Origin of the sequence: Enterococcus sp. DIV1537a (genome assembly GCF_051712085.1) — a bacterium.
Lineage (GTDB): Bacteria > Bacillota > Bacilli > Lactobacillales > Enterococcaceae > Enterococcus > Enterococcus faecalis.
Map to the genome: position 1 here is coordinate 2,765,998 of NZ_JBIOOE010000001.1, position 22,219 is coordinate 2,788,216.

Annotated in this window: 20 protein-coding genes; 2 read left to right on the plus strand and 18 right to left on the minus strand. The window is 40.0% G+C overall.

The features are described from left to right. Window positions 1-223: 223 nt before the first annotated feature. From IGJ41_RS13520 to IGJ41_RS13580, 13 genes are all read right to left on the minus strand, one after another. Window positions 224-5,188 (minus strand): Ig-like domain-containing protein, encoded by a 4,965-nt coding sequence (locus tag IGJ41_RS13520; RefSeq protein ID WP_373966843.1) that lies wholly within the window; start codon window positions 5,186-5,188, stop codon window positions 224-226. Between the two features lie 740 nt (window positions 5,189-5,928). Beyond that, window positions 5,929-6,798, minus strand: coding sequence for a triphosphoribosyl-dephospho-CoA synthase CitG (citG, locus tag IGJ41_RS13525; RefSeq protein ID WP_153853748.1), 870 nt, complete (start codon window positions 6,796-6,798; stop codon window positions 5,929-5,931). A 6-nt stretch (window positions 6,799-6,804) separates the two neighbouring features. Beyond that, entirely contained in the window at window positions 6,805-7,977 is a 1,173-nt protein-coding gene (locus tag IGJ41_RS13530) for an NAD(P)-dependent malic enzyme (protein WP_002363552.1), read from the minus strand. 117 nt (window positions 7,978-8,094) lie between these two features. Beyond that, window positions 8,095-9,492 carry an oxaloacetate decarboxylase subunit alpha gene (locus IGJ41_RS13535; RefSeq protein WP_002359205.1) on the minus strand — a complete coding sequence of 466 codons (1,398 nt, stop codon included), beginning with the start codon at window positions 9,490-9,492 and terminating at the stop codon, window positions 8,095-8,097. Then, entirely contained in the window at window positions 9,485-10,021 is a 537-nt protein-coding gene (gene citX, locus IGJ41_RS13540) for a citrate lyase holo-[acyl-carrier protein] synthase (RefSeq protein ID WP_002390266.1), read from the minus strand. The genes IGJ41_RS13535 and citX overlap by 8 nt, the downstream gene beginning before the upstream one ends. After that, complete coding sequence (gene citF / locus IGJ41_RS13545) at window positions 10,014-11,546, minus strand: citrate lyase subunit alpha (protein WP_438714606.1); 1,533 nt, start codon at window positions 11,544-11,546, stop codon at window positions 10,014-10,016. The genes citX and citF overlap by 8 nt, the downstream gene beginning before the upstream one ends. A 2-nt stretch (window positions 11,547-11,548) precedes the next feature. Further along, window positions 11,549-12,436: a citrate (pro-3S)-lyase subunit beta gene (citE, locus tag IGJ41_RS13550; RefSeq protein WP_002355998.1), complete on the minus strand. Its 888-nt coding sequence runs from the start codon at window positions 12,434-12,436 to the stop codon at window positions 11,549-11,551. After that, window positions 12,424-12,732 (minus strand): citrate lyase acyl carrier protein, encoded by a 309-nt coding sequence (citD, locus tag IGJ41_RS13555; RefSeq protein ID WP_002355999.1) that lies wholly within the window; start codon window positions 12,730-12,732, stop codon window positions 12,424-12,426. Before citD ends, citE begins: the two co-directional genes overlap by 13 nt. A 5-nt stretch (window positions 12,733-12,737) precedes the next feature. After that, window positions 12,738-13,730, minus strand: a complete 993-nt coding sequence (gene citC, locus IGJ41_RS13560; protein ID WP_002376285.1) for a [citrate (pro-3S)-lyase] ligase — start codon at window positions 13,728-13,730, stop codon at window positions 12,738-12,740. 32 nt (window positions 13,731-13,762) lie between these two features. Then, window positions 13,763-13,897, minus strand: a complete 135-nt coding sequence (locus tag IGJ41_RS13565) for an OadG-related small transporter subunit (RefSeq protein ID WP_002356001.1) — start codon at window positions 13,895-13,897, stop codon at window positions 13,763-13,765. Between the two features lie 21 nt (window positions 13,898-13,918). Next, window positions 13,919-15,034: a sodium ion-translocating decarboxylase subunit beta gene (locus IGJ41_RS13570; RefSeq protein WP_002383526.1), complete on the minus strand. Its 1,116-nt coding sequence runs from the start codon at window positions 15,032-15,034 to the stop codon at window positions 13,919-13,921. A 29-nt stretch (window positions 15,035-15,063) separates the two neighbouring features. Continuing rightward, window positions 15,064-15,465, minus strand: coding sequence for an acetyl-CoA carboxylase biotin carboxyl carrier protein subunit (locus IGJ41_RS13575; protein WP_438714608.1), 402 nt, complete (start codon window positions 15,463-15,465; stop codon window positions 15,064-15,066). Beyond that, entirely contained in the window at window positions 15,449-15,811 is a 363-nt protein-coding gene (locus IGJ41_RS13580) for a hypothetical protein (protein ID WP_002356004.1), read from the minus strand. The genes IGJ41_RS13575 and IGJ41_RS13580 overlap by 17 nt, the downstream gene beginning before the upstream one ends. Before the next feature lie 404 nt (window positions 15,812-16,215). On the opposite strand from IGJ41_RS13580, the gene IGJ41_RS13585 reads away from it, so the two are divergent. Together IGJ41_RS13585 and IGJ41_RS13590 are read left to right on the plus strand one after the other, a co-directional pair. Next, window positions 16,216-17,613 carry a CitMHS family transporter gene (locus IGJ41_RS13585; RefSeq protein ID WP_002356005.1) on the plus strand — a complete coding sequence of 466 codons (1,398 nt, stop codon included), beginning with the start codon at window positions 16,216-16,218 and terminating at the stop codon, window positions 17,611-17,613. A gap of 133 nt (window positions 17,614-17,746) precedes the next feature. Beyond that, complete coding sequence (locus IGJ41_RS13590; protein WP_002356006.1) at window positions 17,747-18,442, plus strand: GntR family transcriptional regulator; 696 nt, start codon at window positions 17,747-17,749, stop codon at window positions 18,440-18,442. A gap of 43 nt (window positions 18,443-18,485) precedes the next feature. Here IGJ41_RS13590 and IGJ41_RS13595 read toward each other — a convergent pair whose 3' ends face one another. The 5 genes from IGJ41_RS13595 to rpmH form a co-directional block, all read right to left on the minus strand. Beyond that, a complete protein-coding gene (locus IGJ41_RS13595; RefSeq protein ID WP_002363545.1) occupies window positions 18,486-19,208 on the minus strand; it encodes a response regulator transcription factor in 723 nt (240 codons plus the stop codon). A gap of 176 nt (window positions 19,209-19,384) precedes the next feature. Next, window positions 19,385-20,161 carry an RNA-binding cell elongation regulator Jag/EloR gene (jag, locus tag IGJ41_RS13600; protein WP_002361456.1) on the minus strand — a complete coding sequence of 259 codons (777 nt, stop codon included), beginning with the start codon at window positions 20,159-20,161 and terminating at the stop codon, window positions 19,385-19,387. Between the two features lie 14 nt (window positions 20,162-20,175). Next, entirely contained in the window at window positions 20,176-21,003 is an 828-nt protein-coding gene (locus IGJ41_RS13605) for a YidC/Oxa1 family membrane protein insertase (protein WP_438714610.1), read from the minus strand. Continuing rightward, entirely contained in the window at window positions 21,003-21,359 is a 357-nt protein-coding gene (gene rnpA / locus IGJ41_RS13610; RefSeq protein ID WP_002356011.1) for a ribonuclease P protein component, read from the minus strand. Before rnpA ends, IGJ41_RS13605 begins: the two co-directional genes overlap by 1 nt. Before the next feature lie 203 nt (window positions 21,360-21,562). Beyond that, window positions 21,563-21,697: a 50S ribosomal protein L34 gene (gene rpmH, locus IGJ41_RS13615; protein ID WP_002356012.1), complete on the minus strand. Its 135-nt coding sequence runs from the start codon at window positions 21,695-21,697 to the stop codon at window positions 21,563-21,565. Window positions 21,698-22,219 lie beyond the last annotated feature (522 nt).

Sequence of the window (22,219 nt, forward strand, 5' to 3'; positions counted from 1 at the left end):
CCTTTCTTCATAACAACAAAAAAAGCGCCCACTCCTCCTGCATTAAAAAATTCAGGTTGGATTTAGCACTTTCACTGCTTGTTCCTTCGATTTTCTGAAAATAGAATAGCACATTTTATTCTATTTGGCAATTTTTCTTCATTAAATGGAACGAGAAAACGTATCATTGAGTGGGGAATTCTCAACAATACGTTTTCTCATCTATAGGAATTAAAGGAGAGAGCTAGTTTTTACGTTTGCGTTTGATGATTCCCATGCTCGCAAGGAATGCGACAAAGGCGCCAAACAAACTTGTTGTCACGGCTGAGGACTCTTTTTCACCTGTACTAGGTAAGTAGCCTGTTTTCCCGTGATTTCCAGTGCCATAACTGATGGTACTTAGTTTCGGATTGTAGGCACTACCATTTGTACCGAGGCCATTGCCTAGTGAACCTAAGCCAGAACCTGTTGTCCCTAAACCAGAACCTCCATTTGGATTTGAACCTGTGTTTGAACCATTCCCATTATTCCCACCAGTTGCGCCATTGTTTCCTGTGTTGCCGCCTGTATTGCCGTTATTTCCACCAGTGTTACCATTGCCTCCTCCAGGATTCGTTGGGTCGGCTGGTGTCATGAAGGTTGTAGCCGTACTGTAATGTCCTGCGCCATCGGTAGCTGTCGCAAGTAAACTTTGTTGAGCAGTCGCTTGTCCCGCAGTTAATTGGATAGCGAAGTTGCCCTCAGCATCGGTGGCACCTACAGCAATCACACTTCTTAATAGTCGGTTACTAATTTGAATGATTCGGTTTGGTTCAGCTGTTCCTTTGATGAGGTAGCCGGCTTTAGACGTTCCTAAAACTGAAGAAACAGTTGGTGCCGCAATTTTAATTTCTGGTTCTCCCGTAATATCGGCTGGCGTCATAAATGTGGTTTTAGGACTCACATTTCCTTGTGTATCTGTGGTTAGTGCGGTTAACGTTTCTTTTTCTGTTGCTAACCCTGCTGCAATATGAACGGAGAAGGTGCCTCCAGTAGTTGTATTGCCACTTGCCAATAATTTTTCACTGCTATTGTAAAATTGAACCGTGACATTTGGATCAGCAGTTCCAGTGACTGTATAGCCATTGGCTTTGTTTCCTTCAACCTTCGTAATAGTTGGCGCCGCTAAAACAACATCCGCTGGAATAACGGCTGTAGCTGGTTGACTTTCATTACCAGCGCTATCTTTGCTAATAATCGTAATCGTTTCTCCTGGTGTCACTACGCCAGCTGGTAGAGTCACCGTATATTGGCCGGTTTCGTTAGCAGTTGTAGCAGCAATGATGGTTCCGTCTGCGTCACGGACATCAATAGTAGTTTTGGGCTCCGCCGTTCCAGTGATTTCGTAACCTTTACTAGAATTTCCGGTAATAGAATCAATGGTTGGTGTGGCTAAGTCGGCTGGTGTAGTTGCTGTAGCTGGCTGACTTTCTTTTCCTGTTGCATTTTTCGCTACGACAGTTATTGTTTCGTTAGCTGAGGCCTTCCCTGGCTCTAAAGTCACTGTGTATTTGCCATCAGTTCCAGTAGTTGCCATGCCAAGGACTGTGCCATCGGCGTCACGCACCTCAACTGTTGTACCAACTTCTGCTGCTCCTACTACTTGATAGCCTTTTGTCGTGCTACCAGTAATTTTGTCAACAGTAGGTGTCGCGACTGGTGCATCTGGATCAGCAGGTGTTTTGAAAGCAGTCGGATTACTTTCTTTCCCAGCAGCATCTTTCGCAATGGCAGTTAAGGCTTCGTTAGCTGTTGCTGTGCCCGTCGGAAGAGTGATTGTAAAGGCGCCAGCACCATCAGTTGTTCCCGTAGCAATAACTAAACCTGCTTCATTGTGAATCTCAATGGTGACATTTGGCTCTGCCGTGCCGGTTACTTGATACCCAGTGGCGGTTGTTCCTGTAACAGTCGTCACAGTTGGTGCTGCTACGGTTGCATCTTCAGGGACCGTCACTTCCGTTGGTTGACTTTCATTGCCGTCACCGTCTTTTCCAACAACTGTTAATGTATCACCAGGATTAGCGGCTCCCGCTGGAAGGTCCACAGTAAAGTTTCCTTGATCATCCGTTGTCGTTGTACCAATAATTGTTCCATCTGGGTTCCGTACTTCAATGGTGGTATTAGGGTCCGCCGTCCCAGTGATTTCATAACCAGTTGTTGAATCTCCAGTAATGTCACCAATTGTTGGTGTGGTAACATCAGCGGGTGTCATAGCTGTAGTTGGTTGACTCTCAAGTCCAGTATCATTTTTAGCAACTACATTCACTGTTTGTTTCGCTGTTGCTTTTCCTGAAGCTAACGTCACAGTATATTGGCCAGTCGGTCCAGTTGTTGCGGTGCCTAAAACTGTTCCGTCTGTTGCACGAACTTCAATGGTAGTGCCAAGTTCAGCAGTACCTGTCACTTGATATCCTTGTGTTGTATTCCCAGTAACTTTGTCGACACTTGGCGGTGCCACTACTTCATCTGCTGGTGTTTGGAAGGTTGTCGGTGTACTTGGATTGCCAGCAGGATCTTTGGCTAACGCTGTCAATGTTTCATTCGCATTTGCCGTCCCAGCTGGAAGGTTCACGGCAAAGGAACCAGTCCCATCGGCAGTCCCTGTTGCAATCACATTCCCATCTACATCACGAATTTCGATGGTAGCATTCGGATCAGCGGTACCTGTCACCTGATAGCCAGCAACTGAATTACCTGTGACTCCTGTTACAGTTGGTGCTGTAACCGTAGCATCAGCAGGAACAAGGACTTCAGTCGGTTGACTTTCATTTCCCGCGTTATCCTTTCCAATCACTGTTAACGTATCCCCAGGATCGGTCGTTCCCGTTGGTAGCGTTACAGTAAAATCACCATTCGCATCAGAGGTACCTGTACCAATGACTGCCCCAGCTGGATCACGAACTTCGATTGTTGTGTTAGGGTCTGCTGTTCCTGTAATTTCATAACCCGAACCAGAGTTACCTGTGATGTTATCAACTGTTGGTGCAGTGACATCAGCTGGTGTTGTCGCCGTTGCTGGTTGACTTTCCGTGCCACTAGCGTTTTTCGCTACAACGCTCAGCGTTTGATTTGCTGTTGCTTTTCCTGGAGCTAAAGTCACTGTATATTTTCCATCAGTTCCAGTTGTTGCAGTACCAAGGACCGTGCCAGCTGCATCGCGAACCTCAATGGTGGTGCCAACTTCAGCAGTCCCTTTGACCTCATAGCCTTTTGTTGTACTACCTGTTACAGTCTCAACAATTGGCGTCGCCACGGGCGTATTAGGATCCGCTGGCGTTTGGAACGTTGTTGGCGTACTTTCTGTACCGCTGGCGTTTTTCGCTACAGCCGTTAATGTTTCATTGGCACCTGCTTCACCTGCGGGAATGGTAACTGTAAACGCTCCTGTCCCATCGGCGCTCCCTGTGCCTATCACGGCACCTCCTGCATTTCGGATTTCAACCGTGGCATTGGCATCGGCAGTTCCTTTAACTTCGTAACCTGCCGTTGAATTACCTGTCACTCCTGTGATTGTTGGTGCGGTTACGGTTGTCTCATCCGCTGGCGTTTGGAACGTTGTTGGCGTACTTTCTGTACCGCTGGCGTTTTTCGCTACGGCGGTTAACGTTTCATTGGCGCCTGCTTCACCTGCGGGAATGGTAACTGTAAATGCCCCTGTCCCATCGGCGGTCCCTGTGCCTATCACGGTGCCTCCTGCATTTCGGATTTCAACCGTGGCATTGGCATCGGCAATTCCTTTAACTTCGTAACCTGCCGTTGAATTGCCTGTTACTCCTGTGATTGTTGGTGCGGTTACGGTTGCCTCATCCGCTGGTGTTTGGAACGTTGTTGGCGTACTTTCTGTGCCGCTAGCGTTTTTCGCTACGGCGGTTAACGTTTCATTGGCGCCTGCTTCACCTGCGGGAATGGTAACTGTAAATGCCCCTGTCCCATCAGCAGTACCTGTGCCTATCACGGTGCCTCCTGCATTTCGGATTTCAACCGTGGTATTGGCATCGGCAGTTCCTTTAACTTCGTAACCTGCTGTTGAATTGCCTGTTACTCCTGTTACGGTAGGTGCGGTTACTTCACTAGTAGTACCTGCAGCAAAATAAATGTTGGATACACCGTCTGCTGTTGCTAATAAATTAACGTCTAAAAGATCTGTTTGAACGACTGTTCCTACAAAACGAGCATCTAAATTATTGGATAAATTTTGAGGTGTTGAAACGGTAGTTGGTAAAGTAACCGTAGTTGCGCCTAGTAAAGAAGCATCCACTAACTCATTCACACCTGAACCACCAACCGCTAATAAAGGCAAAGCACCTGAAACAGCCACGTTTACCGTGCCTTTGACAGGAAGCAAGGCTGCATTTATGGCTGCGGCGACAAGATTACTTGGGATACTGGTTCCTTTTGCCTCCAAAGCTTGAACGGCCGCATTCAAATCTTGTAAGATGTTTGAAACATTTTGGGCTAAAACTAACCCTAAACCATCACTAATTGGTGCGCTAATGTATGAGCCGTCAGCTGCTAATGTTTCCGGAGCTGTAAATGAAGCAGCACCTAAGTTTTCAATGTTATTCACTAATTCCAACTGACGATTCACTTCCGTCAAATCAATATCAACACCAGTTAAATTCCCTAACGCCCCACTGGTAATTTGAGTAATGACATTGGTTAAATCATTGGCTGCATTCAAAACGGCAGTCAAAAAAGTAACTTTTGAAAGATCAATCGTAACGTTGGTATTGATTGCTGCGCTGCCTGCTGCAGCTACATTTCCTCTTAACTCAGGAGGAACCACTAACACCGCTTGTTTTTGTCCACTAAACACAGCGGAAGCATCTGCTAAAGCGCCACCAGAAACCGTGAAATTAACTGGTTGATTTTGGTTTGCGACTGTCCAACGATTACTCGTTGAAGTACCACTGTCATTATTTGACGTAACATTTGATAATAGTTCGATATCCAAGACCGCTGCTAATGCACTGATTGTGCCAGAGGTAACAGCTATACTTACAGGGATTGCTAATGACGTAAATAATAAACCACTTGATATTGCTAAATTAAGCATCTTGCGTTTTGTCCATTTTTTATGCTGACTTTTCCGATTAAAATCCTCAACAATTTTCTTTTTCATCTGATCGTCCCTCTTTTCTTTAAAATAAACGATAAATACCAAGATCATTAGCTTCCCCTAGTTGTTCATCTCCCCCTTTAGCGATTTAAATGGATTTAACACCTGCAGTTTAGTACATTTCTTCAGCTTTTCAAAATATAATGCTGTGAATTTTTATATAAAAATTCATTTGATAACAAACATCCTGGATATGTTAAAAAACTCACTAATTCATTAGTGAGTTATTATACAATGAGAGGAAAATGAGGAAGTTTATACGTTTCTTCCCAATTATTAAAGATAAATAAATTATTTTATTATAACTTATCGTTTGATAAATCGATAATTAAATAACGGAAAATTTTTTTATTTTTTTGAGAAATTCCACTATTATTTTTTCTGCTTCTTTGACTGTTTTTATCAATTTTATGGCTGTAAGTCATAAAAACTTTACATCAAAAAAATGACTCTAATCTATAACAATTTTTTCTGTTTTTAAGATTTTTTTATGAAATTTTTTATATTAAAAAAATTTCATAAAAAAAGGCGACAGCCGTTTTTGAACGAATGCCGCCTTTTAGATAAACAAAAACCTGATTCTAAAAGAATCAGGTTTAGGAAAAGCAAATCAAGATTCGCTTCAACTGTTTATCATCGTATTTGTATACTCTGATAAGAATGATTTCGTAATAAAATATACTGTGTTTCGTGGTATTTGTCAATCGCTTTCTTGAATTCTCTTGAGACCTTTCCATAGGCATATAAGGTCAAAATAACTGACCAAATCAGCGTTGTAACTATCTTTTTAATTAAGGCGTCAGCCAATTTAATTTCATTAGTTTATCTAAAAACACCACCAAAATTAAAGCATCTGCACTGCCACCAATACTCCAATTTTTTTCTTTGAATAAGTGATTCAATCTTTCTAAGCAAAGGGTTCCCCGTAACGTTTGTATCCCCCCTAAAGCAAAATATTCCTGGATTAACGGTTGATATATTTCAAAAATTTGGACATTTTGACTTCGTTTAATCAAATTCGTATCCTCAACATAGAGCGATAAATAAAGGAGCGTATCAATGAGTTTTTGTTGTTGTGTGCCTTGATGTTTTTGATAATAAGGCACTCCCTGTTCAAAGACAGCGGGATAGCCTTGTTGCGCCTCACCACGGATTCCAGTCAAGCCATGCTGAACAAATAGTCGTTCACCCCAAGTTAGTTTTTCTAGCTCATTCGTAGCGAGGTTTTCAAAGTCGGCCAATAAGTCTTGCGTCATTGTTTGAAGCGTTTGTTGAAACAATTGTAAGGTGCAAGGGGTCTCCCAAATCATTAGACGACCACAGATAGCTAAAAAAATACCTAGAGAAAAAATTGCTCCTTTATGTGTATTGATACCTTCTGTTGCCTCAAACATCGCTCGTTCTGCTTCTAAACCAACTTGTCGAATCGTGCGAAATGTTGCCTCAATCGGCAAATGACGTAGCTCTGTCCCAGCTTGAACGAAGGTTTCAAAATAAGGAGTCAAAACCACACTACTTTCTAAAAAAGTGAAAACATCCATATCTTGATGGGCGCCTGCATCGACTGGATCCACCAAGCCTGGTTTATTTAAACAGGTCACTTCATAGAGTAGTGCCAATTGTGCTTGCTGCGCTAATTTACTCCTTGCTTGCTTTGTCATTGCCTTTTACGTCCCTTCTTCTGCCGTGGCCTTTTCTTGTTTTATATAGTCTAGTACAGCATTAAAAACCGTGTCAACTACGCCGCCATCAAATACATTAGGTATGAATTTTTCTGCTGTGGGTTCTGAAATCATAGCGGCCAAGCTTCGTGCTACTGTCATTTGCAAACCGACATCGACTTTTCTGCCTTTCGCTGCCAATAACCCTTTAAAAAGACCTGGAAAAGCTAAAATGTTGTTCACTTGATTCGGATATTTGGAAGAACCAGTTGCTAATAAACGGACACCATTGGCTTGGGCGAGGGCTGGTTCAATTTCTGGTTTAGGATTTGCTAAAGCAAAGATAATTGGGTCTTGGTTCATTGATTTAATCAGGGCTGGCGTTAGCACATCCGCTTCTGATAAGCCTAAAAAAACATCCTGATTGACGACAGCGGTGGCTAAATCTTTGTTTTCTACTGATGGTTTTATTACCTGTCGAAGCAAAGCACGTTGGTAAGGATTCAATGTCGGGTCTTCTTCTCTTAAAACACCTTGGCGATCTACTAAGGTGAGATGCGTAATCCCCGCTTGAATACATAACTTAGCGGTCGCTACACCAGAAGCACCAACTCCGTTAATCACCACACGTAATTCATTTAAAGGTTTTCCTTTAATTTTAGCTGCGTTAATTAGCCCAGCTAAAACGACGATGGCTGTTCCTTCTTGGTCATCATGATACACAGGAATGTTCAAACGTTGTTGAAGTTTTTCTTCAATTTCAAAACATTTTGGTGCAGAAATATCTTCTAAATGGATTCCTGCAAAACTATTTTGTAAATTTTCAATTGTTTGAACCATCTCGTCCACTGATTTTTGTTCCAGTGCTAAAGGAATAGCATCGACCCCCGCCAAATTTTTATAAAGTAAAGCTTTGCCTTCAACAATTGGCAAGCCCGCTTGCGTGCCCATATTGCCGAGACCCAGAACAGCTGATCCATCTGTAATAACCGCAATTAACTTACCACTAATGGTCCACTCGCGCGCTAATTCATGATTTTGGGCAATCATTAAACTCAATTCTGCGACACCAGGTGTATACATTTTGGCTAAATCATGATGGTTTAATACCGCTTCTGTTGCTTCAAGACTTAGCACACCAATATTTTTTTGATGAATTGCTAGAACTTCTTCTAACACATTGTCACTTCCTTTCACGGGCTGCCTTTTTTCTATTTGATGAAGCAAGGGTTTGAACAACCGTTATCGTCGCTCAAACCCTTGCTTCTTTATACATTTGCGGAGCACTTGCCCGTTCTATTCTGGCAAGTCAAGTTTGACTGTCACTTTCTGTAACGGTACATCGTAAAAAGGATCTTCGCGACGTCCTAAAAAGTCTTTTCCTTGTTGTGGGAACATCGCATATAATAGGACATCCTCTTCAGATTTTGCATATTGTTGGATTTCATTTTCTAAACTATGCAACTCTGGTTTCAATAAATCCGCTGGTCGACAAGTGATTACCTCTTCATCCCCAATGATTTTTTGTTTAATCTCTTCTGCGATAGGTGCTGGTGATTTGCCATATTCTCCGCGCACATAATCTTTGATTTCATTCGGTATTAAGGAATATCTTTCCCCAGAAATCACATTCATTAAGGCTTGTGTTCCAACCATTTGTGAAAGCGGCGTAACTAGTGGTGGGTACCCTAAATCCGCTCTTACTTTAGGTACTTCAGCTAAAACTTCTTCATATTTGTCTTGTAAACCTTGCTCCGTTAATTGACTTAATAAGTTTGATAACATACCACCAGGCACTTGATAAATCAAGGTTTTCGGTTCCGTATCTTTAACTTTAGGGTTTAAAATGCCTTCACTTCTAAAGCGATCACGAATCGGATTGAAATAGTCAGCAATCTCTGTTACTTTTTCCATATTTAAACCTGTTTCAAAGCCTAAATCTTCTAACGCAATGGCTACAGATTCTGTGGCTGGTTGACTCGTACCGCCAGCGAAAGAAGAAATAGCTGTATCGATGATATCCGCACCTGCTTCAGCAACTTTTAAATAGGTCATCTCAGAAATACCACTAGTCGCATGCGTATGCACCTCTAAAGGTAAATCAATGGCATCTTTCATTTTGCTCACTAATTCAAAACCAGTTTGTGGCGTCAAAACGCCTGCCATGTCCTTAATACAAATGGAATCCGCTCCTGTTTGACTTAATTCTTTGGCTAATTTTACAAAGTAATCGATGGTATGAATTTCACTCGTGGTATAAGAGATCGCTGCTTGACAGTGTCCGCCAGCTTCTTTTGTTGTTTGAATTGCTGTTTGTAAATTACGGACATCATTCAAGGCATCGAAAATACGAATAATATCAATCCCGTTTTCAACTGATTTTTCGACAAAGGCCCGCACCACATCATCAGCGTAATGACGATATCCTAGTAAATTTTGTCCTCGTAATAACATTTGAAGTTTGGTATTTTTAACTTCTTTGCGAATTTGGCGAAGACGTTCCCAAGGATCCTCGTTTAAATAGCGGACACAGGAATCAAACGTTGCCCCGCCCCACATTTCTAATGCATGAAATCCTGCCTCGTCCATTGTTTTAATAATCGGCAGCATATCTGAGGTTGGCATCCGTGTTGCAATTAAACTTTGTTGTCCATCCCGTAGCACCGTTTCTGTAAAACGAATTTTTTTACTCACTTGGCTGCTCCTTTCGTGTCAAAATTATTTCTGTTATTTTTTCTTGCATTGCTTCAAGACTGTGACGTCGATTTCGTCCACAGACTTTCGCCTCTTCTTGGCAAATAAAACAGCGCCGTGGTGGCAAGCCTAAATCTCCTCGATGAAGGCTTTTTAGTTCCTCGTTTCCCCATAAAACATCTAGGTCCACTAAACGACCATAAGGATGTGTTTCTTCAATTTTGACCATTCTTTGTTTTAACTCTTGCGGGGCTAACGAAACCGCCAAATAATATTCAGGCCCTGTCTTTTCATTCCGGTAAAAATTAACAATCGGTACTTGATCCAGCAATTGTTGCTCGACTTCGTCAATTACTTCTAAAAAAACAGCCGTTAAGGTGGGCGAATTTTTTACTTCTCCAGGAATATTCATTGTGGCAGATAAGAGACTAGCTTCTGGTGCTGTTTCTAACAACTCCTTCTGTGTGGCAGCTCTTTGTTCGCGAGCATCCAACATCTCTAAAAGTGTTACTTTTTCCCCATTAAACATTGCGTACCACATCAATTAGACTACCATCTCGGTATTCAATTAACGCAACAACTTTGTCTCCATATTTAATTGGTGCCGGGGTGCCAACAATGTTGTAGGCTTTGTCTTTCAACTCTTCTAACGTAAACTGAGGAACATCTAAGGTTTTAAAACAATCAATTAAGTCTGTTCTTTTTGGATTGATTGCAATGCCGACTTCCGTTACTACGACATCGACACTCGTACCTGGTGTAACGACTGTATTTACTTGCTCAACGATTGTTGGAATCCGTCCACGAACAAGTGGTGCAATCACTAGACTCATTTTACAAGCCATACTTGTATCGGAATGTCCGCCAGAAGCACCACGGATGACACCATCTGAACCAGTAATGACATTTACATTAAAATCTGTGTCCACTTCTAAAGCAGATAAAATAGCTGTGTCTAATTGATTAATAACCGCCCCTTTGCTAAGCGGTGAAGCATACATATTGGCATCAATTTCATAATGATTGGCATTTTCTCCTAAAGAAATAGCTGATGGATGATCAAAATCTTGGACGTCAATAATTTTTTCTACTAAGCCTTCTTCCAAAAGTTCCACCATTGCATTCGTAATTCCGCCTAAAGCGAAACTTGCTTTAATGCCATCTTTAAGCATTTGTTCTCTCATGAACCGCGTAACTGCTAGTGAAGAGCCACCTGTTCCTGTTTGGAATGAGAAGCCTTCTTTGTAGTAAGGAGAATGTGTAATTATTTTTGCAGCATATTCAGCAATCAATAATTCTTTAGGATTCTTTGTAAAACGTGTTGCGCCTTTGGCAATTCCATCTGGATCACCAATTGCATCAATTTCTACCACATAATCAACATCTGTTTGTGGAATACTGATAGGGGTATTAGGATATGGTACTAATGTGTCAGTAATGATGACCACTTGATCCGCATATTTTGCATCGACCATCGCATATCCAAGAGAACCACAGGTAGCTTTTCCTTTGGTTCCATTCGCATTTCCATAAGCGTCTGAACTTGGTGCACCTAAGAAAGCTACATCAATATGGATATCGCCTGCTGCTACTGCCCGTGCCCGGCCACCATGTGAACGAATCACCACAGGATTTTCCATGATACCTGCTGAAATAGCGGCGCCTACTTTATCTCTCAAACCTGAAGAAGTAATGTTGGTGACTACTCCATTTTTAATGTGTTCGATCAAAGGTTCATGAACATTTGCAATTGAACTAGGTGCAATCGAAATGTTTTTCAGCCCCATGGCGGCAATCTCGGCTAAAACTAAATTCATCACATAGTCTCCTTCACGGAAATGGTGATGGAAAGAGATGGTCATGCCATCTTTCAACCCTGTTTTTTCAATTGCTTCACGAATACTTCCTAAAAGTTTTGTCTCCCGAGGTTTCACTGGTTTAATTGCTCGGCTCGCTTCTTGATAAGCACCAATGTGTGCTAATTCTCCTTCATAAATGCCGTATTGCTCTGCATAAGATTGAGGAATGTCTTTGCCTACTTTATTTACTACCATGTCTATATTTCCTCCTCGGTAATTAATTTAGCCGCCAATGCTAACGCAATGACCCGTTCAGCTCGTTCAACAATTGGTTTATCAACCATTTTTCCATTTACGGAGATAACACCGGAACCTTTTGCTTCGGCTTCCCGAATGCCCCAGATTACTTCCTTAGCATTCTGGATTTCTTTTTCTGTTGGCGCATAAATAGTATTAACTAATGGGATTTGACGAGGGTTAATCACCGATTTCCCATCGAAACCTAGCTGTTTAATCAAACGAACTTCGGCTTCAAAGCCTTCCGTATTGTCTACATCTGAATAGACCGTATCAATAGCTGCAATCCCAGCTGCTCGAGCGGCATGTAAAATCATGCTACGAGCAAAGAATAGTTCTTGGCCATCTGGATGGCGCCGTGTTTTCATATTGGTAACATAGTCTTCGGCGCCTAACGCGATGCCAATCAAGCGAGTTGAACTTTTGGCAATCGCGGGCGCATTTAGAACACCTTCAGCCGATTCGATAGCAGCCATCATTTTCGTTGTTCCTACGGGAATGTCATTTTGCTGTTCTACTTCTGTAATGACTGCCTCGACATCAATGATATCTTGGGCTGTTTCTGTTTTTGGTAAACGAATCACATCGACACCAGCTAAGACCATTGCTTCAATATCTTCTGCGCCACCGGCATCTAAAGCATTGATCCGAACAACAATTTCAATATTGCCATAATCGAAAGTTTTCAAAGCAGAATGGACTAAAACACGGGCAGAGTCTTTTTCTTTTAATGAAACTGCATCTTCTAAATCAAACATGATTGAATCTGCCCCATACAAAGGTGCATCTCTTAGCATTGCTGCGTTCGCTCCAGGGACAAACATCATTGTTCTTCTTAAACGTTCCATGAGTCCAACTCCTTCCAATCATACGTTTCTTTTTCAGCGCCTCGATGTAAAACTGTAATCATCCGAGCTTTGATTGTACAATCTAATGCCCCTTTATCAATCGCCTTGACCGCAACGCCTTGGACATCTAAATGTTCCAAAGTTGTCGTAATCACCTGACGAATTTGATTGCCAAATTGTTTTTCGACACTACTTTCTAATTCAATGGTATTTTCTGTTGATTCAATGGGTTGGACGGTAATCATAATATCACTTGATTCTACTGTTCCTGCAGTAGCATTTTTGATAATCTTCACTTTCTTCACCTCATTAGTTTCTTGTGTTCTACTAAGTATTGATAACTTGTTGCTGGTAAAAACTTCTTGAGTGTCTCTTTGTCGCCTTCAGCCATCGCTTTGCGAACTTTCGTCGCACTAATCAGCTCTCCACCAATCGCTAATCGCGGGACAATGGTTAGCGTTATCGTTTGTCCGAAAACTTGTTGCATTGCTTGATTGTAGACATCGGTCACTTCTGAATAAGGCTCTTCTCCCACATAACGTTGCTGAATTTCAAGTATTGGCGCAATTCTTTCTTTAAATAACGTTGCATCAAGCGTTGCTTGAATTGCAGCTACCTCTAATGGCGCTTTTTCTTTCAAAAAATAGGTAGGAAAAGTCGCAGACGAAACTAAGTAATCTTCTGTAGATAGGACTGTCACATTGGGTAAATGGGCGACCCCTTTTTGCACCATTGCGAAACGTGCTTCTTTTGAAAACAGCGATTTATCTTCAGATAAAACAAACACATAAACGTGCGGACTTTCTTTGGCTGCTTTTTCGACTAAGTACTGATGGCCTTTCGTAAAAGGATTTGCATTCATGACAATGCTACTGGCTGGTCCTGCTTTTTTATGCTGTGTCAGGTAACCAAGATAATCGGCAAAATCTGGTTTGCCTTGCTCCATAAATAGCACCTCTTGATTCGCAACCACTTTTTGAAAGCCTAGCGACTGAAAAATTTGTTCATTTTTTGGTTTTGTATACAAAAAACTGTGTAATTGGTTTTCTTCTCTCAGTTTTTCAAGTAGATGAACTACCAATTGGGTTAACAAATTTTCAGATTGATATTTTTTACAAACGGCCACGCACTTAATCGTTTTGCCTGAAAGCGAGCCAGAGGCGATTAATGCTGTGTCATCATATATGCCAACGGTGTAATCAAGTGCTTCTGTCGTTTGCAATGCGGCGTTTTCCATTAATTCGCGCCAAGCTTGATAAGCTTTTTTATCTTTTTGCAACCAGATTCTTTTCATTGTATATACGCTGCTCACAGCAATAACCTCCTTTATTTTTTAATTGGAAATAATTTTGTTAGTAATTTAGACGCTAGATAAATGATAAATAAAACAACGAAAACGCCGCCCCAACCAAAACCTAACAGTTCAAAAGCAATTTTTAAATCTTCCATGTTAACAGACATGTATTCGTTCTCCTTTCCGTCCTATGTTAAAAAGGCTAATAGTAAGCCACCAGCAATTACAGAAGCGATTTGTCCTGAAACGTTGGCACCAGCAGCATGCATTAAAATAAAGTTTTGTGGGTCTTCATCCGTAGCCATTTTTTGAATAACCCGACTAGACATTGGGAAAGCGGAAATACCCGCAGCACCAATCATTGGATTAATTTTTTCTTTTCTAAATAAATTCAAGAATTTAGCAAAAAGTACGCCGCCGACTGAGTCCATAATAAAGGCGACTAACCCTAAGCCAATAACCATCAACGTATCGACTTTTAAGAACTCTGCATAGTTCATGCTAACGGAAATAGATAGTCCTAGCAAGATACTAATAATATTCACCAATTCATTTTGAGCTGTAATGGATAAGCGATCCAAAACGCCACATTCTCTTAATAAGTTCCCAAACATTAAGAAACCAACTAATGGTAATGACACCGGCGCAATTAACCCTGCGACAATCGTAATAACAACCGGGAAAAGAATTTTCGCTGTTTGAGAAACTTCACCGGCCCGATAAGTCATACGGATCCGACGTTCGGCTTTCGTCGTCACTGCTTTAATCGCTACTGGTTGAATAATCGGAACTAACGCCATGTAGGAGTAAGCGGCAACCATTATGGCCCCCATGTATTTTGAATGTAAGGTATTTGCTACGAAAATAGACGTTGGACCATCAGCGGCACCAATAATCCCAATCGAAGCAGCATCGTTTAAATCAAAACCTAATAAAACAGCCATAATAACTGTAAAGAAAATCCCAAACTGTGCAGCGGCACCAAACATCAACATAAACGGATTTTGTAACAATGGCCCGAAATCAATCATTGCCCCAATCCCAATAAATAATAATAACGGGAATAACTCTGTTTTTATTCCAAAATCAAAAAGAACATTAAACGGACCTGGCTCGCCGCCAGCGCTCAATACGCCGGAATTAGGAAAGTTCACTAAAATCGTTCCTAAACCCATCGGCACTAAAAGTGTTGGTTCATACTCTTTTTTTATTCCTAAATACATTAATAGTCCACCAATCAGCATCATCACAATGCGTCCTGGTTCTTGGCCCATTCCTATAACACCTTGAATCAGTGTCTCCACACAAATCACTTCCTCTTCTTAAATTAATTCTAGTTAATTGTTATTAATGGTTCCCCTGGATTCACAATTTGGCCTTGGGTAACATGAATTCCTGTTACCGTACCTGCTTTTCCTGCAACGATTTCATTTTCCATCTTCATTGCTTCTAAAATTAACAATGGTTGGTTCTCAGACACCGTATCACCAACATTGACTAATACTTTTAACACAGTTCCTGGCATTGGCGCAAGCATTGCATCTGCTCCTGCTGGGGCGGCTGGCTGTGCTGCTGGCGCTGGGGCTTCTTCAACAGCAGGGGCTGGTGTTTCTGTCGTAGCAACTGGCGCTGTTGGTTGTGGCGCAACAGGTGCTGGTTGTGGGACGCCACCGATTTCTTCCATCTCGACTAAATATTCTTTCCCATCAATTGAAATTTTAAATTTGCGTAACATAATGATCCTCCTCAAGGTTTTGTTTTGAAATTCTTTTGACAACTAGCTGAGACTCTTCTGAAAGCTCTGCAGCTATACTGGCTGCAATAATGGCAACTTCTTTTGCTTCTGGATTTCGTTTTGCGATTTTTTTGATAACAAAACGACTTTCTGGAAACTCTCCTGCTGCGATGGCAGTGGCCACAATACTTACCAATTGATATTCTTTTGGCTCAGCAGGAATATATGCTGGTATATCTATCCATCGCTTTTCCAAGTTATCCGCTTCACGTTGGATAACGCTTTCATTAATCTCGGTATCCTGTGTGTGTTGCTCTTTCTTGAATAAGGACTTAAATAGGCCCATATTGTCTCTCCTTTCACTAATTCTTGGTATACGTTCATTATAGAAAAAACCGTTAAAAAACCTAGTGAAAACACTAGCTCAGATTGTTCTTTTATTGTTTATTTTGTGAAAAAAACTCTGTAAACATTGGTATATAAGCATTTATCAGCCGTTAAGATTCTATTAATATTATATTAAGTTATTAATAAGAATTTGATTGTTGAATTGTTTTTTTGATGTTCTTTTTGTTTTAGGCTATTTATTCTCTGCGAAAGTTTGTATATTCTCACACTATAGACAAACACAAAAAATATTTTTTGTTGTAAACCAGAATACTGTGAAACATTTCTCATGGCTATTCTTTTTTATTAACACCGGTTGTTAACGCTTACAAAAAAGTTCTAAAAAAAGAAAGGAAGAAAAACATGTTACTCACTATTTTAGCTTATGGTATGATTATCATCTTTATGTATGTAATCATGAAAAAGAAATTGTCACCGTTTACATCTTTAGTAATTATTCCTCTTATTTTTACTTTGATTGCAATTGCAACTGGAGTAGCGAGTCCGCCACCTGGTGCTGACGGTGTTGTCCCTGAAGTCAACATTGGGAATTTCGTCTTAGATGGGATTTCAACTACTTCAAAAACTGGTATTATGTTATTATTTGCCATTCTTTACTTCTCTATTATGTTGGATGCTGGTTTGTTTGACCCAATCACTAAAAAAATGATTTACTTTGCTAAAGGCGATCCAATGAAAGTCTTGATGGCTACTGCGGTAGTTGCTGCTGCTGTTTCCTTAAACGGAGATGGAACAACCACTACCTTGATTTGCTGTTCTGCGTTTATTCCCATCTACAAAAAACTTAATATGAAATTGATGAATTTAGGTGTGCTTGTTATCTTACAAAACACCATTATGAACTTATTACCTTGGGGCGGTCCAACAGCTCGTGCCATGGCCGTACTAGAAGTTGATGCCGACATTCTTTCTTATTTAGCACCTGGTATGATTTTATCTGTATTGTATGTTATCTTCTTTGTTGCTTATCGCATGGGGAAAAAAGAACGTGCTCGCTTAGGCGTGACAACGCTTACTGATAAAGAATTGGAAGAAATGACTATTGTTAACGATCCTGAGTTATTAGAAATTCGTCGTCCAAAGAATTTTGCGTTCAATGGTATTTTAACGATTGTCTTAATCGGTTGGTTAGTCCTAAGTTCATTCGTTGGTCAATTAGGTTTGCCTTCGTGGATTGAAATGCCACCGTTATTATTATTCCTAGTTGGTACTTGTATCGCTTTAATGATCAACTATCCAAAATTAAAAGATCAAAGCAGCCGCATCAGTGCAAATGCTGGTGATGCTGTGCAAGTAGTTATCTTAGTTTTTGCTGCTGGCGTCTTCATGGGCTTATTCCAAGGTTCTGGTATGGCCAATGCCTTAGCAAATAGCTTTGTTAATATTATTCCAAAACAATTAGCCGGCGCTTGGGGCTTAGTGATTGCGTTCATTTCAGCACCAGGAACATTCTTTATTTCAAACGATGGTTTCTATTTCGGTGTCTTACCAGTCCTAGCAGAAGCTGGACGTTCTTATGGATTTGACAATATGTCTATGGCTTTAGCTTCCTTAATGGGGCAAGCGTTCCACTTATTAAGTCCATTAGTGGCATTTATTTACTTGCTATTACGTTTAACTGGTTTAGATATGGGTCAATGGCAAAAAGAATCGGCAAAATATGCCTTAGGAATTTTCGTTATTTTCGTTGTAACAATTGTTGCTTTAGGTCACATGCCTTTATTTATTCCACAAAATTAAACGTCGTCGCTGAAACCGTAGGAGTACCTTTTCTCCTCGGTTTTCTTTTCATTTTGTCTTTTCTTGCGTTATATTTTCATTTTTAATATTATATTTATTATCTATAAAAATAACCTATAGGGAGGTGCCTCATATGAATCCAACGGTTGAAGCAGTAAAACGGAACTTAGATTTAACCAGCAGTAAACCTCTAAAAATTTGTACCTACGAAGCCTTTAAAAAAACCATTATTTTAGGGGATATTCCTGCAGGTGAACGGATTAACGAAAAAGAATTTTCCGAGCAATTAAACATTAGTCGGACGCCCATTCGCTTTGCTTTACAAGAATTGGTCAAAGAACAATTGGTGGAACATATACCTATGGTGGGTATCGTGGTTAAAGGGATTAGTATGAAAGATGCTTATGAAATTTATGATATTCGTAAATCTTTGGACACTTTAGCAACCATTAAAGCCATGGAACTCATGACACCAGAAGATTTTGATGAATTGGAAGCCTTACTTCTCGAAGGAGAACAATACAATAAAAATAACCAAGTAGATGACTTACTACAGAACTTTTCAGATTTTAATTCCTTTATTTATACTAAGAGTCAGATGCTACGTTTAAAAAAAATTGTGACTGATCTCCATGCTTACTTAATCTATTTCAGAGATATTGCGATTCGTGCCTCAGAACGTCGTAGTATTGCCCTAGAAGAACATTGGTTAATTTTCCGCGGAATGAAAACAAAGAATATTGACCAGATCACACTTTTAACCCATGAACATCTAAATCGTTCGCTTCAATTTATTTTGAAAGAAATGGAACGTCGGCAAATTGAATAAGCAAAAAAGACCCGCAGTCGCTCGTGCAACTGCGGGCCTTTTTTCATTTTTTTTGTACGCAACCATCTGGCGTAAAGGTATAACCAATGCCCCAAACGGTCCGAAGGTAACAAGGTTCTTTCGGGTTTTCTTCTAATTTACTTCGTAAACGATTAATAAAAACCATAATCGTATTCGCATCGACATCCCCAGTACCCCAAACACTGCTGTAAATTTGTTCTTTAGAGAATACTTGCTCGGGATTCTCCAGAAAAAATTGAATTAATTGAACTTCTTTCGAAGACAATGAAATAGGTAAATCCTTTTTAAATAGTTGATAACGACCATAATCAAAACGGAAATCGCCTACCTGTAGTTCTTCTTTTTTATAAACATTCAATTGTTTTCGAATCATTCGAGCTCGATTCAACGAAGCAATCACCTGAGCCTTAAAAACATTCAAGGAAAAAGGTTTCGTTATATAACTATCCACGCCCATTTCCAAGGCTGCAATGATATCCTCTTCTTCTTTTTTGCTACTAAAAAAGATAATTGGCACTAGTGGATATTTCTCTCTAATCATTTGGACTAAGTAGTAACCATCGCTGTCATGTTCCAAGTTATCATCTAAAATGAACAAATCAAAGGTAACTCTGGACACGATATCTTTTGTTTTTTCAATTGATTCACTTTGGTAAATAAGAATACCTGTTGATTGTAATGCTTTCCAAATCAAGCGACGAACTGCTGCATCATCATCTACAACCAGTATTTTCTCCGTACGCATACCTGTTGCTCCCCCTACGTCTCTTTACAAAACTTTTTCATTTGAATTTACTACTGGAGTAATTACTGATTATCATAACATAAAAAAGAAACGGAGACGGCTAAAAAATCATTTAACAAAGAAACGTTGGCAACTATTCAGTCCCTGCTGAGAGTTGCCAACGTTTCTTTGTTTGTTTAAAAATACTTCTTAACTGGTTCAACCACTAAATACCGATAAGGTTCATCCCCTTCAGAATGGGTTTTGATTTGCTCATCTTTACTTAGCGTGTGATGAATTTGTTTTCTTTCAAAAGCCGGCATTGGTTCCAAGAAGACTGGCCGCCCAGTGCGTTTGGCTTTTTCCGCGGTGCGTTTCGCTAAACGTTCCAAAATTTCATGACGTTTTTCACGATAATTTCCGACATTCACAACAATCGATAGCTTATTGCTTGCAATGCGGTGAATAAAGACTTGCGCTAAATACTGTAACGCATTTAACACTTTTCCGTGTTTTCCAATTAAGATACCTTGTTTTTCTGTTTCTAAATGGAAGATAATATTGCCATTCTCGCGCGCTATGCGAACCATGGCAGGGGCGTTCAGTTCATTTGAAATATTCGTTAAATACATCGCTAATTCAGTAATAGCAGCTTCATCTTCCAGATTTTCTAAAGAATGTGTTGATTCCTCTGAGAGACTAGGAATTGCTTCGGTTAATTCCTCAACTGCTTCTTCCACTGCTGTTGCTTCATCGGCAACAACAATATCTTCCACTGTTTCTTCGACCGCTTCTGTGACTTGCTCACTAATCGTTGGTTCCATTGAAATTTGGGCAAGTTTTTTTCCTAGACCTAAAAATCCTTTTTTTCCTTCGTCTAACACATCAATTGTAACATCCTCTTTGGTTAAACCAAGTGCTTGTAAGCCTTTCTGCGTTGCTTCTTCGATTGTATTTCCTTCATAAATCGGCATCTGAACGACCTCCTTTATTTTTTCTTCCCTTTTTTCTTAGGACTTTTTGCTCGTTCAAGCGCTCGCTCCCGTGCTTTGGCTTGACGTGCTGCTTCCTCCCGCTCTTTACGGATTTTGAATGGATTGTTTAATAACAATGTTTGCCCTGTTTGGAAGGCATTTGAGACCACCCAGTAAAGAGATAAACTGCTGGCTAATGAAATCCCCATAAAGAAGATCATCGCTGGCATAACGTAATTCATAATTTTCAGTGAGGCATTTGTTTCTAGTTGGCTCATACTTGAAAGATACGTACTAGCAAACGTAAAGACAGCTGCTAAAATCGGTAAAATTAAATACGGATCCGGCTTATCGAGGTTTAACCACAAGAACGTTCCTTCTTTTAACTCAGGCACGCGTGAAATGGCTTGATACAAAGCCATCATGATTGGTAGTTGAACCAACAATGGTAAACAGCCAATGTAAGGATTCACATTATTCTCTGCATACAAACGTTGCTGTTCTTCTCGGAATAAGCGTTGTGTTTCAGGATCTTTTGAAGAATATTTTTGTTGCAAGGCCTTTAATTGCGGTTGCAACTCTTGTGTTTTACGCATACTCTTCGTTTGGAAATGCATCAACGGCAATAAAATAATCCGGATGACTAACGTAAATAGGATAATCCCAATTCCGACACTGCCGCCTAATGATAGGAACTTAATCGCTTGGGCAAAATAATAAACAATGTATCGATCCCAAATTCCTGTACTACTTTCACTTACGGGCGCGGTTCCGCAGGCGGATAAAACAAAGACTAAGGTCACTAACCCAGCCATTAATAATAAGCGCTTATACTTCTTCACTACTCAATTCCCTCTCTTACATCTAATATTTTAGCTAAATTTAACACATGTGTTAAATTAGCTTTCACTTCTTCAGACGATAATTTTTCCAATCCTGGACGTGCAATCACGATAAAATCAATTTCTGGAGAGATACGGTCTTTTAATTGAAATAAACTCGCGCGGATTTTCCGCTTCACAGCATTTCTTGTGACCGCGTTTCCAATTTTTTTCCCAACAGAAATCCCCACTCGAAAATGGGCTTGTTGTGGTTTCTCTAAAACGTACACCACGAAACGACGATTTGCACAAGATTGTTTTTTATTAAACACCTGTTGAAATTCTTTTTCTTTCTTGACACGGTAGGACTTTTTCATCGGCATCCCTTTGTTTCTATATTTTTTTACTTCTTAATAATAATAGCATATTTCCGCTCTTTTTTAGTAGCCTTTTCTATAGAATCCTGCTTTCTTTTATTGAAAACAGAAAAAGAACCCTTAGTTATCTTCACATCTTCCAAAAAATTATGGAGATAACTAAGGGTTCTTAGAAATTGACTGTTTAAAAGACCAGACCATCATTAAGCAGAAATAACTTTTCTACCTTTACGACGACGGCTTGCTAATACGCGACGGCCATTTTTAGTGCTCATACGTTTACGGAATCCGTGAACTTTTTGGCGTTTACGTTTGTTTGGTTGATACGTTCTTTTCATGCAATTACACCTCCTGAAATTGTAACTATCCATCAATATATAGACATACTTTGATAGTATAACGAGTAATAGGGTCTTTTGTCAATAAAATTTAAGAAATATTTCCTGAGAAAGATTCGTTTCAATTATCCACAAATTAAATTTTCCTGTGAGTAGCTTGTGGATAGTTTCCCACATTTTTTTCTGTTCACAGCCATTTTTCCACTAGTTTTACACAAAAAAACAGCCTGTTAAAAAGTTTTGCACAGGTGTTTTTTTAGCTGTTGATAAGTTCTTGAAACATGATTGTGTCAAGCTTAATTATTCTCAACTTTTTGTGGATAACTCATTCAAAAACCACTTTCTTCCGCAAGTGTCGACACCCTGTGGAAAACTTTTTTCACCCTTGTGTACTTTTTTTCCACATTGAACAATTGCTTGTGGAAAAAGTTTTAAAAAAATGCTAAAATCGACTATGCTCATTCTTTTAAGTTATCCACATTTTTTAGATAACCAAAATTTAAACATATAGGAGGTCACTGT

What these genes read in the sequence shown, in the direction of transcription:
- IGJ41_RS13575 (WP_438714608.1), bottom strand. Translation starts at nt 15,465, where the DNA reads ATGTTACGCAAATTTAAAATTTCAATTGATGGGAAAGAATATTTAGTC.
- citC (WP_002376285.1), bottom strand. Translation starts at nt 13,730, where the DNA reads ATGAAAAGAATCTGGTTGCAAAAAGATAAAAAAGCTTATCAAGCTTGG.
- IGJ41_RS13580 (WP_002356004.1), bottom strand. Translation starts at nt 15,811, where the DNA reads ATGGGCCTATTTAAGTCCTTATTCAAGAAAGAGCAACACACACAGGAT.
- citE (WP_002355998.1), bottom strand. Translation starts at nt 12,436, where the DNA reads ATGGAACGTTTAAGAAGAACAATGATGTTTGTCCCTGGAGCGAACGCA.
- IGJ41_RS13520 (WP_373966843.1), bottom strand. Translation starts at nt 5,188, where the DNA reads ATGATCTTGGTATTTATCGTTTATTTTAAAGAAAAGAGGGACGATCAG.
- rnpA (WP_002356011.1), bottom strand. Translation starts at nt 21,359, where the DNA reads ATGAAAAAGTCCTACCGTGTCAAGAAAGAAAAAGAATTTCAACAGGTG.
- IGJ41_RS13565 (WP_002356001.1), bottom strand. Translation starts at nt 13,897, where the DNA reads ATGTCTGTTAACATGGAAGATTTAAAAATTGCTTTTGAACTGTTAGGT.
- citF (WP_438714606.1), bottom strand. Translation starts at nt 11,546, where the DNA reads ATGGTAGTAAATAAAGTAGGCAAAGACATTCCTCAATCTTATGCAGAG.
- IGJ41_RS13590 (WP_002356006.1), top strand. Translation starts at nt 17,747, where the DNA reads ATGAATCCAACGGTTGAAGCAGTAAAACGGAACTTAGATTTAACCAGC.
- citG (WP_153853748.1), bottom strand. Translation starts at nt 6,798, where the DNA reads ATGACAAAGCAAGCAAGGAGTAAATTAGCGCAGCAAGCACAATTGGCA.
- IGJ41_RS13595 (WP_002363545.1), bottom strand. Translation starts at nt 19,208, where the DNA reads ATGCGTACGGAGAAAATACTGGTTGTAGATGATGATGCAGCAGTTCGT.
- IGJ41_RS13585 (WP_002356005.1), top strand. Translation starts at nt 16,216, where the DNA reads ATGTTACTCACTATTTTAGCTTATGGTATGATTATCATCTTTATGTAT.
- jag (WP_002361456.1), bottom strand. Translation starts at nt 20,161, where the DNA reads ATGCCGATTTATGAAGGAAATACAATCGAAGAAGCAACGCAGAAAGGC.
- rpmH (WP_002356012.1), bottom strand. Translation starts at nt 21,697, where the DNA reads ATGAAAAGAACGTATCAACCAAACAAACGTAAACGCCAAAAAGTTCAC.
- citX (WP_002390266.1), bottom strand. Translation starts at nt 10,021, where the DNA reads ATGTTTAATGGGGAAAAAGTAACACTTTTAGAGATGTTGGATGCTCGC.